The sequence below is a fragment of the Pseudomonas sp. ok266 genome, assembly GCF_900110195.1.
GTDB lineage: Bacteria > Pseudomonadota > Gammaproteobacteria > Pseudomonadales > Pseudomonadaceae > Aquipseudomonas > Aquipseudomonas neuropathica.
Window position 1 is genome coordinate 1 of sequence record NZ_FOCU01000022.1, and the last position, 14,603, is coordinate 14,603.

Genomic DNA, 14,603 nt, shown 5'->3' on the forward strand with positions numbered 1-14,603 from the left:
GGCATCTGTCTATCGCCCGTCGATACGCGCTTATCCCGGTTACTTGCCTGCGCTTGAATACGGTTCCGATGTTGAAGTACGTAAGGTTCGGTCAAATGGGGAAATTAAATGGAAAGGACAGCTGATTTTTCTAGGAGAGGCTCTAATTGGAGAGGACATCGCGTTGAAGGAAGTGGCTGATGACGCTTGGGAACTGTACCTTTGCAGCCACTGTTTAGGCAGGCTTGAAAGAGGCGCCAAACGCGTTTCAAGCCTGTAAAGGTGTAAACGATGTCCCCGGTCTAATTTGTAAAGGATGTACCGGTCTCTACAGTGAGGGGCTTTTCAGCTCAGAGACAAATCGCGTTGGTAAACACCAGCCGATTACCAAACGGATCAACGATCGTCATGTCCTGACTCCCCCACGGCATCGCCTGAATGCCCGGATGCGAAAACTTGTAATCCTTGGCCTCCAACTGCTGCTGAAACGCCTCCAGCTCATCCGTCTCGATCCGCAGCGCCGAACCCGGACACGCGTCGCCATGATGCTCGGACAAATGCAGCACACACTCGCCACGCGACACCTGCAGATACAACGGAAAATTCGCCTCGAAGCGATGCTGCCAGTCGATCTTGAAACCCAGAAAATCGACGTAAAACTCGACAGCTTTGGCTTCATCGAAGATCCGCAGGATCGGGGTGGTTTTGCCGAAGCTCATGGGGTGCTCCCTGACTGGTTGGCCCGACAGTGTAGACGGGGTGGATGTCAGCAATTCGGCCTGTTGATGACTTTCTTTAATCTCAGAGTGCCACCATGAGACGTGGCGCCATCAGAATCAATGAAACCCTTGGCGCAAATCACCCTCGCGTGCCAGAAAACGCCCTTCTCTCCTGCCATTCGCCTGTCCATCGCGGTAACTCAACACGCCATTGATCCAAACCCCATCAATCCCCTGCGCAGCCCGCTGCGGATCACTGAAGTCCGCGACATCACGCACGGTCGCCGGATCGAACAGCACCAGATCCGCCCAATAGCCTTCACGAATCTCACCGCGTTCCTTCAAACCAAATCGCGCCGCCGACAATCCGGTCATCTTGTGCACGGCGGTGTGCAGCGGGAAAAGCCCGACGTCACGACTGAAATGTCCGAGCACCCGTGGGAAAGCGCCCCACAGGCGCGGATGCGGGAACGGATCTTCGGGCAGTCCGTCAGACCCGACCATCGACAACGGATGGGCGAGGATTCTTCGTACATCCGCCTCGTCCATGCCGTAGTACACCGCGCCGGCCGGTTGCAGGCGTTTCGCGGCATCGAGCAGCGGCAGATTCCATTCGGCAGCGATGTCGATCAGGTCGCGACCGCTGACCTCGGGGTGCGGCGTCGACCAAGTGATGGTGATGCGATGCGCATCGGTGACTTGCTTCAAATCCAGTGTCGATGAACTCGCCGCATACGGGTAGCAATCGCAGCCGACCGGGTGAGTTTTGGCGGCCTCTTCCAATGAGGCGAGCAGTTGCGGACTGCGCCCCCAGTTGCCGACGCCAGCACACTTGAGGTGGGAAATAATCACCGGTGAACGCGAGTGACGACCGATGCTGAACGCTTCATCCATCGCCTCCAGCACCGGGGCGAATTCGCTGCGCAGGTGCGTGGTGTACACCGCGCCGAATGCCGTCAGTTCTTCGGTCAGTTGCATCACTTCATCGGTGGAGGCGTTGTAGGCGCTGGCGTACGCCAGACCTGTGGATAAACCCAACGCACCGGCCTCAAGGCTTTCGCGTAACTGTTCGCGCATCGCCGCGATTTCTTCTGGCGTCGCGGTACGGAACAAATCATCCAGATGATTGCTGCGCAGCGCCGTGTGGCCGATCAGTGCCGCCACGTTCAGCGTGGTATTGGCCGCTTCCACCGCCGCGCGGTAATCGCTGAAGCGCGGATAAACAAACGCCGCCGCTGTGCCGAGCAGGTTCATCGGATCCGGTGGATTGCCCTTCAATGTCACGGGCGAAGCGCTGATCCCGCAGTTGCCGACAATCACCGTGGTCACGCCCTGGCTGAGCTTGGGCAGCATCTCTGGCTGACGAATCACCACCGTGTCGTCGTGGGTGTGCACGTCGATGAAGCCCGGCGCCAGCACGCGGCCGGCGGCGTCGATTTCTTCGGTTGCCGTGGCGTCGTGCAAGTCACCGATACGCTCGATGCGGCCCTCGCGAATCGCCACGTCGGCGCGGTAACCAGGCACGTTGCTGCCGTCGATGATCAGGGCGTTGCGAATCAGCGTGTCGTACAGCATGTCAGTCTCCCAGCGGCAGGTGATCGTCGCCGCCACGGTATTCGTCGAGGGCGAGTTTGATCCGCCGCAAACGTTCTTGATTGTCTTCAGGATTGGCCAGCGCCAGCTCGGTCGCCAGCACATCGATGGCGAGCAGCATGCCGTAGCGGGCCGCCGTCGGTTTGTAGATGAACGAGGTTTCCGCGCCTTGCAGCGGCAGGACGATGTCGGCCAGTTCTGCCAGTGGCGAGTCGGCGCGGGTGATCGCCAGAATGCGCGCGCCGTAGTTGCGCGCCAGCTCGACAGTCTCGAGCAATTCCGGGGTGATGCCGGTCAGCGAGCAGACGATGAGCACTTGCTCGGCGTTCAGGCTGGCGGCGGTGACGCGCATCATCACCGCGTCATGGCACACGGCAATCGGGTAGCCGAGGCGCACCAGGCGTACCTGCAATTCGTCGCTGCACAGGGTCGAGCAACCGCCCATGCCGAAGGCGTGAATCATCCGTGCCTGACCGAGCATTTTCACCGCATCGGCAAAGCGCGATTCGTCGAATCCGGCCAGGTGCTGGCGCAGCGTGGTTTCAATGTCGCCGACGATCTGCCCGTAAAACGCCGACTGCTCAGGCGTGCCCGCCGGGTCGAGAAAACGGCTGCCGACGCCGCTGGCCTGAGCCAGTTGCAGGCGCAGATCACGCAGGTCGCGGCAGCCCACGGTGCGGGCAAAACGCGACAGCGTGGCGGTGCTGACTTCGGCGCGTTGCGCGAGGTCTTCGAGGCTGGCGCTGGCGGCAAAACCGACGTCGTCGAGCATCAGCCGGGCGATGCGACCTTCGCCGGCGCTGAAGGAATCCTGGCGGGCGCGGATCTGATAAAGGATGTCCATGGCGACAGGCTCCGGTTACAGCAGGTAAGAAAGGCCGACGGTCAGGCCGAACGCGACCAGCGAGATCAGCGTCTCGAGCACGGTCCAGGTCTTGAACGTCTGCGCGACCGTCATGTTGAAGTATTCCTTGATCAACCAGAAGCCGCCGTCGTTGACGTGGGAAAAGATAACCGAGCCAGCGCCGGTCGCCAGCACCAACAGTTCAGGGTGTGGATAACCCAGACCAATGGCCACTGGCGCGACCACGCCGGACGCGGTGGTCATGGCCACGGTCGCGGAACCGGTGGCGACACGCATCAACGCCGCGAACAACCAGCCCATGATCAGCGGCGACAGGTGGAATTCGTGGGCGAGACCGACAATCTGATCGGTGACGCCAGCCTCCACCAGAATGCGGTTCAAGCCACCGCCAGCACCGACCAGCAGGGTGATACTGGCGGTAGGTGCCAGACATTCGTTGGTGAATTTCAGAATCGATTCACGGTTGAAACCCTGGGCGATACCCAGCGTCCAGAAGCTCAACAAAGTCGCCAGCAGCAGCGCAATCACCGAGTTGCCGATGAACAACAGAAACTGATTGAAACCGCTGCCCGGGGTAGAAATCAGGTTGGCCCAGCCGCCGATCAGCATCAGCACCACCGGCAACAGAATGGTCGCCATGGTGATGCCGAAACCCGGCAGTTTGTCGCGCGGTTCGCGGTCGAGAAATTGTTTTTCCAGCGGGTTATCCGCCGGCAATTGAATGCGCGGCACGATGAATTTGGCGTACAGCGGACCGGCAATGATTGCGGTCGGAATGCCGATGGCGATCGCATACAGCAACGTCTGCCCGACCGATGCCTGATAAGCCTGCACCGCGAGCATCGCCGCCGGGTGCGGCGGCACCAGCGCATGCACCACCGACAGGCCGGCGACCATCGGCAGGCCGACCATCAGAATCGACACGCCAACGCGCCGTGCCACGGTGAACGCGATCGGCACCAGCAAGACAAAACCGACTTCGAAGAACAGCGGCAAGCCGACCAAGAAGGCGATGCAGACCATCGCCCAGTGCGCGTTCTTCTCGCCGAATTTATCGATCAGCGTGCGCGCCATCTGCTCGGCGCCGCCGGACTCGGCCATCATCTTGCCGAGCATCGTCCCCAACGCAACCACCAGCGCAATATGCCCCAGCGTCTTGCCCACCCCGGCCTCATACGCCCCCACTACACACGACGGCGGCATCCCCGCCACCAGTGCCAGGCCGATGGAAATCAAGGTGATGACGATGAACGGATTGAGCCGGTAACGGGCGATCAACACGATCAGCGCAATGATGGCGACGGCGGCATAGACCAGCAGCCAATAGCCGAAGGAAGGCGTCATGCGGTACTCCTCGAAAGGGTCACGTTCGAATGGGTTGTGAAACTCATAAATCATTTCGAGATCGAGATTTCAAACCGCATGAAAGTAATTTTCGTGGAGAGGCAAGGCGTGTCGCTAATGGATATGTCTTGTCGTGATTAATGAAAATTTCGGGGTGGGATTTACATACTTTTTCGGTGAACGAGAAACCAATGTGGGAGCGAGCCTGCTCGCGAAGGGGGCTTCACATTCAACATCTTTGCCGACTGATCCAGCGCTTTCGCGAGCAGGCTCACTCCTACAGTTTGATCGCATTCTTCCAGACAGAATGCGCAAAACCTGTGGGACGTAGCGTACGGATCACACCATTTCGTTACGAATCCATTCAACCACCGACGTGCGTTTCGGTGCCCAGCCCAGCAGTTCGCGGGCGTGTTTGCCGCTTACGCGGCTGTTGGAGCCGAGGCCGTAGTTGGCCATTTCGTAGCCCCATTCGGCTTCGGCGTCTTGCAACGGCCAGTCTTGCGGTTGACCCAGGTTCAGGGCTTCGGCCATGGCGGTGGTCATGTCGATGAACGATGCTTCGCCGCTTTCGACGAAGTAGAAAGTACCCGGTACGTTCTTGGTCAGCGCCAGCAGGTACAGGGCGACGACGTCTTCGATGTGCACGTTGGACCAGATGTTCTGGCCAGTGCCAACGTGGCGCACCACACCGCTTTTACGCGCCTGTTTGAGCAGACGCGGCAATTGCACGCTGTCGCGGATAACGCCCAGGCTGTGGCCGTAGATCAGCGTGTTGCAGATCACCGCCGAGTTCACGCCGTCCTGCGCCGCTGCTAGGATCAGGTTATCGATTGCCACGCGCGCTGCTTTGTCGACAGTCGGCTCTGGCAAGTTGTCTTCGTAGTAGATGACATCGCTGGACTTGCCGCCCGATGCATCGCCGACGATGCTCGAACCGCTGGTGTGCAGGAACACTTTGCTGGAACCGCGCAAAGCATCGAGCAATGCTTCGACGGCGCCGCGATGGTCGCTGCTGGCGGCGTTGATTACAGCGTCGGCAGCACGGGCCTGTTCGGCGAGCAATGCTTTGTCGTCGAGGGTGCCGATGACCGGGCTCATGCCCAGTGCCTTGAGCTCAGCCGCTTGTTCAGGGTTGCGCACCAGACCGGTGACTTGATGCCCGGCCTTGACCAGACCGCTAGCGATGGAGCCGCCGATAAAACCGGCAGCGCCGGTGACGAATACGTTCATGGAGAAACTCCCTGCGTGAATAAGTGATGGGTCGAGTATCGGCCTGTGAGTCCGAGGGAAAAACCCGCCCTCGACCAATTCACTCTTGCGCAGAGGTCACGAATCAGCCCTTGAAATCGGCGCTGGCGTAAGCGGCGAGTTTGCTCTGGATAAAGTCGAGAAAACACTGAATGCGCAACGCCAGTTGCGAGTTCCGGTAGTACACGGCGTTGATCGGCTGGCGATAACCGCTGTTGAATTCAGCGAGCAAGACTTTCAGGCGCCCGGCCCGAATGTCATCGATGGTCATGAAGTGCGACAGGCAGGCGATGCCCTGCCCTTCCAGCGCCAGATGGCGCACGGTCTCGCCGCTGGAGGCGCCGATCGCCGGGTTGATTGGCCAGCGGTCACCGTGCACGTAGCGCAGCGGCCATTGGTTGAGGCCTTCGTTCTGGGTGAAGCCGAGCAAGGTGTGTTCGCTCAAGTCCGCGACTTGCTGCGGCGCGCCATGTTTTTTCAGGTAAGCGGGACTGGCGACGATCAGCAGCGGACTGCAACCGAGCGAGCGCGCATGCAGCGTCGAGTCAGCGAGGGTGCCGATACGGATGGCGATGTCGGTGCTTTGTTCCAGCAGGTCAATGATCAGGTCATTGCTGTTGAGTTCGAGCTGGATGTCCGGATAGAGGCGGCGGAATTCGTCGATGTACGGGACCACTGCGTGGAGCATGAACGGTGACGCGGCGTTGATCCGCAGGCGCCCGGACGGCGTTTGCTGGCGCGAGGACAGGCGTTCTTCAAGTTGTTCCATCTGATCGAGAATCAGCTTGGCCTGCTCGAAGAAATACTTGCCCTCTTCGGTCAGATCCATGCGCCGCGTGGTGCGGTTGATCAGTGTGGTGTCGAGTTTGGCTTCCAGCTTCGACAGCGTGCGGCTGACCGCCGACGGCGTTTGCCCGACCTGTTCGGCGGCAGCGGAAATCGAACCGCATTCGATCACGCAGACGAAAATCTGCAACTCATCGGATCTGGCTTTCACGGGTGTCCTCTTTGAAATCGCCAAGATCGCAGATGACTGCAACTCTCTGTAGGAGCTGCCGCAGGCTGCGATCTTTCGCTGTTACCACCGATAGTAGCCCGAAACCATTCAGGCCTTCAGACCAAACACCTCGCTCAGATGCTGCTCATAACGCGCCACATCAGCCTCGATGTTCGGCCGCTTCATCACATCCACACAAAGGAACGTCGGCAACCCGGTCATACCGAGAAACTCGTTGGCCTTGTGGAATGGGAAGTACACCGCGTCGACGCCTTTAGCCTCAAAGAAATCCGTCGGGTCATCGAAGGCTTGCTGCGGTGCGTTCCAGGTCAGCGACAGCATGTATTGCTTGCCCTGAATCAGACCGCCGCTGCCGTACTTCTGCGACGCATCGGAACGGGTGCGGCCATCGCTGGCGTAGAGGCTGCCGTGACCTTCGGTGAAGACTTCGTCGAGGTACTTTTTCACCGTCCACGGTGCGCCCATCCACCAGCCCGGCATCTGATAAATGATCACGTCGGCCCAGAGAAATTTCGCCACTTCTTCGGCAATGTCGTAGCCCTCGTCGATGAAGGTGGTTTTCACATCGAAGCCGCCGCGATCCAGCACGCTCAACGCGGCTTCGTGCAGGGTGGCGTTGTAGCGACCGTCAGAGTGGGCGAATTTTTTACCGCCATTGAGCAACAGCACTTTTTTCATGAGAAAGCCTCGGCGCAGCCATTGGGCTGGATGGAGAAGGGAAACTGGAATGGCGGCAGATTAACGATCCGCCTCGCGCGGAATAAGGCCTGATTGTGCAAAATACATTTGATTAAAAAGCACGAATCCATCACCGATTGTTGCAATAAAATCCGCGGCATTCTGAATGTGAGGAGTCGTTGTGATGAGTGAACGCTTGGGTTTTATCCTGCACGCCAAGACCCGCCCGGAACAATCCGAGGCTTTCGAAGCGCTGTTTCGCGCCTACGTCGAACCGAGCCGCGCCGAGCCAGGTTGCATCGAGTACCACATGCTGCGTGATAAGGAAGATCCGACGCTGTTTATCTTCTACGAGATCTGGGCCTCCCAGGCGCACCTGGATGTGCATTCGAATTTGCCGCACATGAAGGCTTTCTTTGAACAGCGCATGGACTATCTGGAGCGCGATTTCGATATCCGCCAGATCGAAATGCTCAGCGAAGCCTCAGCTAACCGCTGATCAACAAGTGCGCGCCGAGCGCGCCCATACCGACAAAGAACACCCGTTTGAACAACACGGCGCTGATCCGTTCGCGCAGCCATTGGCCCAGCAACATACCGAGAATGGCCGGGATCAGCGCCAGCAGCGAAGCACTCAGTTCGCCGCCACCGAGGGCGCCACGCCAGAGCAATCCTGCGGCCAATGCCAGCGTCGAAACGGTGAATGACAGGCCCAGTGCCTGCACCAGTTGATCGCGGTTCAAGCCCAGCGCTTGCAGGTACGGCACCGCCGGAATCACGAAGACGCCGGTGGCCGAGGTGATTACGCCAGTGATCAAACCGCACGCCGGACCCAGCCAGCCTTCATGGCGCGGATTGACGCTCAGCGTTGGCAGAAACAAACCACTCAACGCATAGAGCAATAACGCCGCGCCCAACCCGCGCACCACCCAATGCCCGCCCGCCATGCCGATCGATAACGTGCCTATTCCGCTGCCGAGGAAAATCATCAGCAGCATCGGCCAGAGGCGTTTGCTCAGTCCTTTCAAGTGCCCGCCGAATGCCAGTTGCCAGACATTGGTCAGTGTTGCCGGGATGATCAGCAACGCGGCTGCCTGCGACGGTGCCATAGCCAGACCGAGCAAGCCCATGGCGACGGTGGGCAGGCCGAGGCCGATCACGCCTTTGATCAGGCCGGCGAGGATGAACGTCAGGATGACCAGTAAGGACAGGGCCAGACCGAGGTTTTGATAGAATTCCGCGAGTGTGTTCATGGCGCTACTGTGCGCCAGTCGGGGTTGGCTGAAAATCTGCCATATACTGAGAGTGCCTCTCTTTTAGCAAGAGGCTGATTATTCCATTGAGGCTTCTGGCCCATTCGCGAGCAGGCTCGCTCCCACATTGGATGTGTGTCGTACGCAACTCCCTGTGGGAGCGAGCTTGCTCGCGAAGGGGCCAGCCCGAACACCCTAAAACCAGAGGCCACCCTCATGCACTTCGACCTCACCGACCTGCGCCTCTACCTGCACATCCTCGACACCGGCAACATCACCGCCGGCGCCGTCCGCAGCCATTTATCCCTGGCCGCCGCCAGCGCCAGAATCCGCGCAATGGAAGCCTCGCTCGGCATCGATTTCCTCGAACGCGGCCGTCGTGGCGTCACCCCGACGCCGGCCGGTAAAGCGTTGGCCCAACACGCACGCATCCTCCTGCAACAAGCCGAACGCCTGCAGCAGGATCTGGCCGACTATGCCCAAGGCGTCAAAGGTCAGGTGCGTTTGCTGTGCAACACCACGGCGATCACCGAATACCTGCCGGAAGTACTCGCGGACTTCCTGCGCGATCATCCCAATCTCGACATCGACTTGCAGGAGTTGCCCAGCGCGCGCATCACCCATGCCTTGCGCCAAGGCGCGGCGGACCTCGGGATCGTCTCCGATGCGGTCGACACCCACGGTCTGCAGACCCGGCCCTTTCGCGACGATCCATTGGTGCTGATCCTGCCCCCTGAGCATGTTTTGGCGAGTCAGGCGTCGCTGACGTTTGGTGAAACCCTGGCGCACGACTACGTAGCGCTTGGCAGCCACAGCGCGTTGGCGATTCACCTGGAGGAACAGGCGCTGCACATCGGCCAGCGCATGTCGATCCGGATCCGTGCCGATGGCTTCGAGGGCGTCATGCGCATGGTGGCGCGAGGTGCGGGGCTGGCTATCGTGCCCAAGGTGGCCATCGAACGCTGGGCGGCGGTGCACTCGGTAACGTGCCGGCCGCTGGACGAAGTCTGGGCGCATCGCACCTTGCAACTGTGCGCACGGGACTTCGACCACCTGCCCGGTTACGCCCGGGCCTTGTTTGATGCGCTGGTGCCTTGACTCTACCGCTAGGGGCAGACTCTATCCTGTGAGCTTCATTTCAGGAGTACACACAATGAGCAAACGAATGCTCGTGATACTGGGTCACCCCTCCACCGACAGCTTTTGCGGGGCATTGAGTGAGACTTACGTTCAGGCCGCCAAGGACGCCGGGCATGACGTGCGGCTGCTGCGTCTGGATGCGCTGGAGTTCGACCCGGTTCTACACGAGGGTTACAACAAGGTGCAGCCGCTGGAGCCGGACCTGCTGCAAGCCCAGGCCGATATCACCTGGGCCGAGCACCTGACATTCGTCTATCCGATCTGGTGGGGCGGGATTCCGGCGCTGTTGAAAGGCTTCGTCGACCGGATTTTCCTGCCGGGTTTCGCCTTCAAATACCGCGAAGGCAAAGCCTTCCCCGACAAGCTGCTCAAAGGCCGCACCGCGCATTTGCTGGTGACCATGGACACGCCGTACTGGTACTACAAATGGATCTATGGCATGCCGGGGCTGAATCAGATGCGCAAGACCACGCTGGAATTCTGCGGCATCAAGCCACTGAAGACGCTGACCTTCGGGCCGATCCTTGGCTCCAAGCCAAACCAGCGCGATGCCTGGCTGGAAAAGGCGCGCGTGACCGCCGCCGTCTAAGGCTTTCCAGCCGCCTCAACTGACGGCGCACAAGCCGCCGTCAGTGCCTCTTCGGGCTCCCTTCTCGAGCCCGTCCGTCGCCTGTGCACGTCATTTACGCGCAGTTGCCATTTTCAGATGGTATTGGACATATAATCGCCGCCGATCCGGCATGACGCCCGATCGCGCTACGCTATGTTTGACCATCGAGACGGACCTTATGTATATCGGCAAAGCCGCCCAGCTGTCGGGCACCACAGTCAAAAGCATTCGCCATTACGAAGAAATCGGCCTGTTGCCCGAGCCCAAGCGTGAAGGCAAATACCGTATCTACAGCCAGCAAAGTGTCGAAGTGTTGACGTTCATCAAGTGCGCCCAGCAACTGGGCTTCAAGCTCAAAGAGCTGCAGGTGATCCTCAACAACTACCGCGGCGACGAATTCCCGTGGGACATGGCGCAACGAGCCATTGCCGAAAAAAAAGCCGAACTGGTGACCCAGATCGGCGATTTGCAGCAATTGCATGATGGCCTTGAGGCGTTTGAACACAACCTCAACGACGCCCGCCAGGAATGTCAGTTCGAGCGCATCGCCCGCTATGGCGAAAAAAACCCGGTCAATACACTGAACTGAAAACCCTGCTGCGCCGCATGACCGGGTTCGCCCGTCGTCTCAGGGCAGGCGCGCCCGGTCGTTGGCGAATCAGCCCGGTACCGCCTCCCCTTCTGTGCGCAGCGCTTGAACCGGCGCATGCACCGGCGCAATCGCCGCAAAGAACCACGGCGATACCAGTGTCACCAGGACAATGGTCATGACCCCGCTGGAAAACAGCGCCATCGCCACCAGTGCGCCGAGATCGACAATCGGCTTGAAGTCGGAAAACAGCAGCGCCATGAAGCCTACGGAGAAGATCACCACGTTGATCACCGTCGAGCGGCCAACGCTGTGCATCGCCTGCAAAATAGCCGCGTCGATCTCAATGCCCTGCTGCACCAGCAACTTGATGCGCGACAGCAGGTGCACCGCGTAATCCACCACGCCGACCACCAGGAACGTCACCAGCGTCGTGCCGATGTTCAGCTCAATGCCGAACAGGAACATGAAGCCATAGACCGTCACCGACGTGGTCAGCAAGGTCAGCATGCCGAGCACACCGAGGCGCACCGACTTGAGCCAGTACATCATCATCAGCGTGACGACCAGCAAGGCCAGGGAAAAACTCAGCACCTGGCCCTGAGTGATTTCCTGCAGGACGCCCGTCCAGATCAACGGCGTGCCGGCGTGGGTCACCTCCAGGTTGGCCGGTTTATTGACCAGCAACCAGGCATCGAGGCGGTCGAGCATGCCCTGATAGTCGCTGGCGACGGACGAGGTCATGGTGTACAGGGTCAAGGCCTTGGAGAAATCGGCGTTGAGCACGTTGTTCAGGTCCGAACCGCCGCCGTTTTCGAACAGCATCACGTGCTGCTCGATCAGCGAATTGCCCGGCACTTCAAACTGCTCGACCTGCCCGTCGTCATTGACCGAGGTGACCTTCTCCACGGCATTCGGCACCCGCAGATACTCCGGGTTCATGTCGTTGAGCACCAGGTTCATGCGCTTGACGTACGTGGCCAGCGAGTAGCCGTAACTGACGTTCGGTTGCTGCTTGATGAAGTGGTCGAGCTTGTCGATGAACTGCACCACTTCGGTGGTCAGCACGCCGCGCGGCTCTTTGCTGTCGATCGCGATCCAGCCCGGCGCCGTGCCCGCTACTTTGGCGTGGTTGATGAACTGATCCGACACGCGAATGTGGCTTTCCGGCTTGAAGTAAGCGATGCCGGAGTCTTCGATATCGACGCGGAAGGTGAACACGGTGGCCAGTGCCAGCAGCGGCAGAATGACCATCAGGATCGGTTTGCGAAAGCGGATCATCCAGGCACAGAACGCCACCAGGTACCGCGAGATGATCGATTCCTTGTGTACTTCAGCCTTGGCCTGCTGCGGCTGATCCTTGCCCCAGATCGCGATCCACGCCGGAATCAGCAGCAGCGAAATGATTAACGCTGCCGTCAGACCGATCGACATGAACACGCCGAAATTGCGGATGCTGACAATGTTGTTGGTGGTGGAAATCATGAACGTGGCGATGGTCGTCACGGTCGTCAACACCACCGGCACCACCATCAGACGCTGGGTTTCACGGTTGGCCTCACGATTGCTCTTGCCTGCGTTTTTCTGCTCGTAATATTCAGCCATCACGTGGATCGCATCGGAGCAGCAAATGGTGAAGAGGAACACCGGCAGCACACTGGTCAACAGGTCGAACGGCACCCGCAACAGCGCCATCAGGCCCAAGGTCCAGATGGTGCAGAACAGAATGTTGAACAGCGGCAGCAGCACGCCCAGTGGTTTGCGGAAGAAGAAAGTCAGCAGCAAGGTAATCAGCAAAAACACGATCGGAAACAGCACGGCCAGGTCATGATCGATGATCTCCTGCTGCGCGGCGATGAAGATCGGCATGCCGGCAATGAAGATTTCGTCCTTGTACTCTGGGTGCTCGGCCTGATATTGCGCGACGATGCCGCGCACGATCTGATAGGCGCGCAATTGCGCCTGAGCGTCGTCCTGCTTGGTGCCAAGTTCGGCCACCAGCATCGCGACTTTCTTGTCCTTGGACACCACCCCGTCGACCATCAATTCGTTGCCCATGATCTGCGACTCGACCAGCGCAGGGTCCATGTCATAGGCATTCAGGGTTTTGTGGATCAACAGCTCGCCGTCGTCGGTCAGGACGATGTTTTCCAGGTCGCCCATCGAGGCCATTTCGCGGATCGGGTTGATCCGCTCGGCGAGAAAAGTCAGGAACAACTGATCATGGGCGTCCCAGTTCTGGCTTTGGGCATGATCACGCAAGGCCTTGGCGTTAGCGTAATCGTTCTGCGAAAAGCCACCCTCGAGAATGTCCCGGGTCAACAACTGCGCACGGCTGTCGTCTGCATGCCGGGCGACGATTTGTGCCAACTGCTCCTTGTCGGCATCGTTGGCCAGAATCATCTTGCGCACTGATTGCGACATCGAAAACAGCGCGTTGAGCGTCGATTTGTTGAACACCGTTTGCGGGTTGTTCAGCGCCACCATGACCGAGTCGAACGTGCCGGTGAACTCACCCTGCAAATCGATGATGGTCTTGCGCGCCGGGTGGCTTTCCTTGAGCAGATAAGGGTTGGTGTCGGACACCAGCGCGCCCAGCGTATAAGTGAAATACGCCGTAATCGCCACCAGCAGGAAAACAATCGCCCGCGCATAGCGCTCGACGAAATTCAGATATCTTTCCATGATCATGCGGTTCCAGGTCGTCGGGGTCGGCGCTTAGCGGGCAGACACGGCAAAGTCCGGCAGGTCACCGGTTTTCAGCCCGCGTTTGATGGCGGTCTGGGTGAAGAGGCGGTCTTCCAGAGAAACGTTGTACTGCAACTGGTTGAAGCGCATTTCCGAACGCGTGCCGTCGATGAAGTGCTCGGTTTCACTGAGCACGATGCTGTCGATCGAGTCGATGGTCGCGACTTTCTGCGTGCGCATCTGCTTGATCAATACACCTTTTACGTCGAAGAAATCCTGACGCATGACCAGGAAATTCTGCTTGTCGATCCACACCTTCAGCTTGTTGTAACCGGTCTTGGCCAGCACTTCGGGGGACGCCGGTTCGCGCTCGATCACGTAGCAGTCGCGGCCCTTGATCTGTTCTTCGCCGACGAGCTTCTGCGAGTAATCCTTGACGCGGATCTTGTCCAGATCGGCGTACGAGTACTCACTGCCCATGAACGAGCCACGCTTGTCGGTGGTGGAGATGCGGCGGGTCTGGCGGCTGACTGGCAGGTACATCCACTGGCTGTCTTCCAGGCCGAGGGTTTCGTGCGGGTTTTCGATGTGGAAGGCCACGTCACGGACGTCAGTCGGCGCGGAAAAGTACATGCTGAACTTGTCGCTGTCCGGGTAATCCTTTTGCAGATAGGTGAACTCGCGAACCCGGGTATTACCTTTCTTGTCATGCAGGATCAGCGAAACCTGGGACATGAAGCTGTTCCCGTCATTGCGATCGCGTACCTGACGGATGATCTCATCAGCATTGCCAGCCTCGGCGGCACTGGCGCAGGCGCTACCGAGGATCAATGCGGCGGTGGTCAGACTTTTCAAAAACGGCAACATAACAACTTC

At 59.2% G+C, this 14,603-nt stretch carries 14 protein-coding genes and 1 pseudogene; 5 read left to right on the forward strand and 10 right to left on the reverse strand.

Annotated features, from left to right (window positions below; translation table 11 throughout):
• A pseudogene (locus BMY54_RS30765) lies at window positions 1-259 on the forward strand (IS481 family transposase); the annotation flags it as partial.
• 70 nt (window positions 260-329) lie between these two features.
• Here the strand turns inward: BMY54_RS30765 and BMY54_RS29050 are convergent.
• The 7 genes from BMY54_RS29050 to BMY54_RS29080 all read right to left on the reverse strand — a co-directional run bounded on the left by BMY54_RS29050 (window position 330) and on the right by BMY54_RS29080 (window position 7,447).
• Window positions 330-698, reverse strand: coding sequence for a glyoxalase superfamily protein (locus tag BMY54_RS29050; protein ID WP_038357449.1), 369 nt, complete (start codon window positions 696-698; stop codon window positions 330-332).
• 117 nt (window positions 699-815) lie between these two features.
• Complete coding sequence (locus BMY54_RS29055) at window positions 816-2,273, reverse strand: N-acyl-D-amino-acid deacylase family protein (protein WP_093442297.1); 1,458 nt, start codon at window positions 2,271-2,273, stop codon at window positions 816-818.
• Between the two features lies 1 nt (window position 2,274).
• Window positions 2,275-3,135 (reverse strand): MurR/RpiR family transcriptional regulator, encoded by an 861-nt coding sequence (locus BMY54_RS29060; protein WP_093442302.1) that lies wholly within the window; start codon window positions 3,133-3,135, stop codon window positions 2,275-2,277.
• Between the two features lie 15 nt (window positions 3,136-3,150).
• Window positions 3,151-4,500: a GntP family permease gene (locus BMY54_RS29065; protein WP_093442405.1), complete on the reverse strand. Its 1,350-nt coding sequence runs from the start codon at window positions 4,498-4,500 to the stop codon at window positions 3,151-3,153.
• A gap of 339 nt (window positions 4,501-4,839) precedes the next feature.
• Window positions 4,840-5,733: an NAD-dependent epimerase/dehydratase family protein gene (locus BMY54_RS29070; RefSeq protein ID WP_093442307.1), complete on the reverse strand. Its 894-nt coding sequence runs from the start codon at window positions 5,731-5,733 to the stop codon at window positions 4,840-4,842.
• A gap of 103 nt (window positions 5,734-5,836) precedes the next feature.
• The gene (locus BMY54_RS29075) at window positions 5,837-6,748 is read right to left on the reverse strand and encodes a LysR family transcriptional regulator (protein ID WP_093442312.1); all 912 of its coding nucleotides are present in this window, start codon (window positions 6,746-6,748) and stop codon (window positions 5,837-5,839) included.
• Window positions 6,749-6,856: 108 nt separating this feature from the next.
• Window positions 6,857-7,447 carry an NADPH:quinone oxidoreductase MdaB gene (locus tag BMY54_RS29080; RefSeq protein ID WP_093442316.1) on the reverse strand — a complete coding sequence of 197 codons (591 nt, stop codon included), beginning with the start codon at window positions 7,445-7,447 and terminating at the stop codon, window positions 6,857-6,859.
• Window positions 7,448-7,631: 184 nt separating this feature from the next.
• On the opposite strand from BMY54_RS29080, the gene BMY54_RS29085 reads away from it, so the two are divergent.
• Window positions 7,632-7,946, forward strand: a complete 315-nt coding sequence (locus BMY54_RS29085; protein ID WP_093442320.1) for a putative quinol monooxygenase — start codon at window positions 7,632-7,634, stop codon at window positions 7,944-7,946.
• On the opposite strand, the gene BMY54_RS29090 is transcribed toward BMY54_RS29085, so the two are convergent.
• Window positions 7,936-8,700: a sulfite exporter TauE/SafE family protein gene (locus tag BMY54_RS29090; protein ID WP_093442324.1), complete on the reverse strand. Its 765-nt coding sequence runs from the start codon at window positions 8,698-8,700 to the stop codon at window positions 7,936-7,938. The genes BMY54_RS29085 and BMY54_RS29090 overlap by 11 nt on opposite strands.
• Window positions 8,701-8,916: 216 nt before the next feature.
• Here BMY54_RS29090 and BMY54_RS29095 point away from each other — a divergent pair, with 216 nt between their 5' ends.
• The 3 genes from BMY54_RS29095 (at window position 8,917) to BMY54_RS29105 (ending at window position 11,039) form a co-directional block, all read left to right on the forward strand.
• Entirely contained in the window at window positions 8,917-9,798 is an 882-nt protein-coding gene (locus BMY54_RS29095; RefSeq protein ID WP_093442329.1) for a LysR substrate-binding domain-containing protein, read from the forward strand.
• Window positions 9,799-9,853: 55 nt separating this feature from the next.
• Window positions 9,854-10,429, forward strand: a complete 576-nt coding sequence (locus tag BMY54_RS29100) for an NAD(P)H-dependent oxidoreductase (protein ID WP_016984258.1) — start codon at window positions 9,854-9,856, stop codon at window positions 10,427-10,429.
• A gap of 199 nt (window positions 10,430-10,628) precedes the next feature.
• Window positions 10,629-11,039: a MerR family transcriptional regulator gene (locus tag BMY54_RS29105; protein ID WP_034154373.1), complete on the forward strand. Its 411-nt coding sequence runs from the start codon at window positions 10,629-10,631 to the stop codon at window positions 11,037-11,039.
• 69 nt (window positions 11,040-11,108) lie between these two features.
• Here BMY54_RS29105 and BMY54_RS29110 read toward each other — a convergent pair whose 3' ends face one another.
• Entirely contained in the window at window positions 11,109-13,724 is a 2,616-nt protein-coding gene (locus tag BMY54_RS29110; RefSeq protein WP_093442408.1) for an efflux RND transporter permease subunit, read from the reverse strand.
• A gap of 33 nt (window positions 13,725-13,757) precedes the next feature.
• Window positions 13,758-14,594 carry an outer membrane lipoprotein-sorting protein gene (locus tag BMY54_RS29115; RefSeq protein WP_093442334.1) on the reverse strand — a complete coding sequence of 279 codons (837 nt, stop codon included), beginning with the start codon at window positions 14,592-14,594 and terminating at the stop codon, window positions 13,758-13,760.
• Window positions 14,595-14,603: the final 9 nt, after the last annotated feature.

Coding starts and splice junctions, on each gene's coding strand:
- BMY54_RS29065 (WP_093442405.1), bottom strand. CDS start 4,500: ATGACGCCTTCCTTCGGCTATTGGCTGCTGGTCTATGCCGCCGTCGCC.
- BMY54_RS29090 (WP_093442324.1), bottom strand. CDS start 8,700: ATGAACACACTCGCGGAATTCTATCAAAACCTCGGTCTGGCCCTGTCC.
- BMY54_RS29115 (WP_093442334.1), bottom strand. CDS start 14,594: ATGTTGCCGTTTTTGAAAAGTCTGACCACCGCCGCATTGATCCTCGGT.
- BMY54_RS29055 (WP_093442297.1), bottom strand. CDS start 2,273: ATGCTGTACGACACGCTGATTCGCAACGCCCTGATCATCGACGGCAGC.
- BMY54_RS29110 (WP_093442408.1), bottom strand. CDS start 13,724: ATGGAAAGATATCTGAATTTCGTCGAGCGCTATGCGCGGGCGATTGTT.
- BMY54_RS29080 (WP_093442316.1), bottom strand. CDS start 7,447: ATGAAAAAAGTGCTGTTGCTCAATGGCGGTAAAAAATTCGCCCACTCT.
- BMY54_RS29070 (WP_093442307.1), bottom strand. CDS start 5,733: ATGAACGTATTCGTCACCGGCGCTGCCGGTTTTATCGGCGGCTCCATC.
- BMY54_RS29095 (WP_093442329.1), top strand. CDS start 8,917: ATGCACTTCGACCTCACCGACCTGCGCCTCTACCTGCACATCCTCGAC.
- BMY54_RS29100 (WP_016984258.1), top strand. CDS start 9,854: ATGAGCAAACGAATGCTCGTGATACTGGGTCACCCCTCCACCGACAGC.
- BMY54_RS29050 (WP_038357449.1), bottom strand. CDS start 698: ATGAGCTTCGGCAAAACCACCCCGATCCTGCGGATCTTCGATGAAGCC.
- BMY54_RS29105 (WP_034154373.1), top strand. CDS start 10,629: ATGTATATCGGCAAAGCCGCCCAGCTGTCGGGCACCACAGTCAAAAGC.
- BMY54_RS29085 (WP_093442320.1), top strand. CDS start 7,632: ATGAGTGAACGCTTGGGTTTTATCCTGCACGCCAAGACCCGCCCGGAA.
- BMY54_RS29060 (WP_093442302.1), bottom strand. CDS start 3,135: ATGGACATCCTTTATCAGATCCGCGCCCGCCAGGATTCCTTCAGCGCC.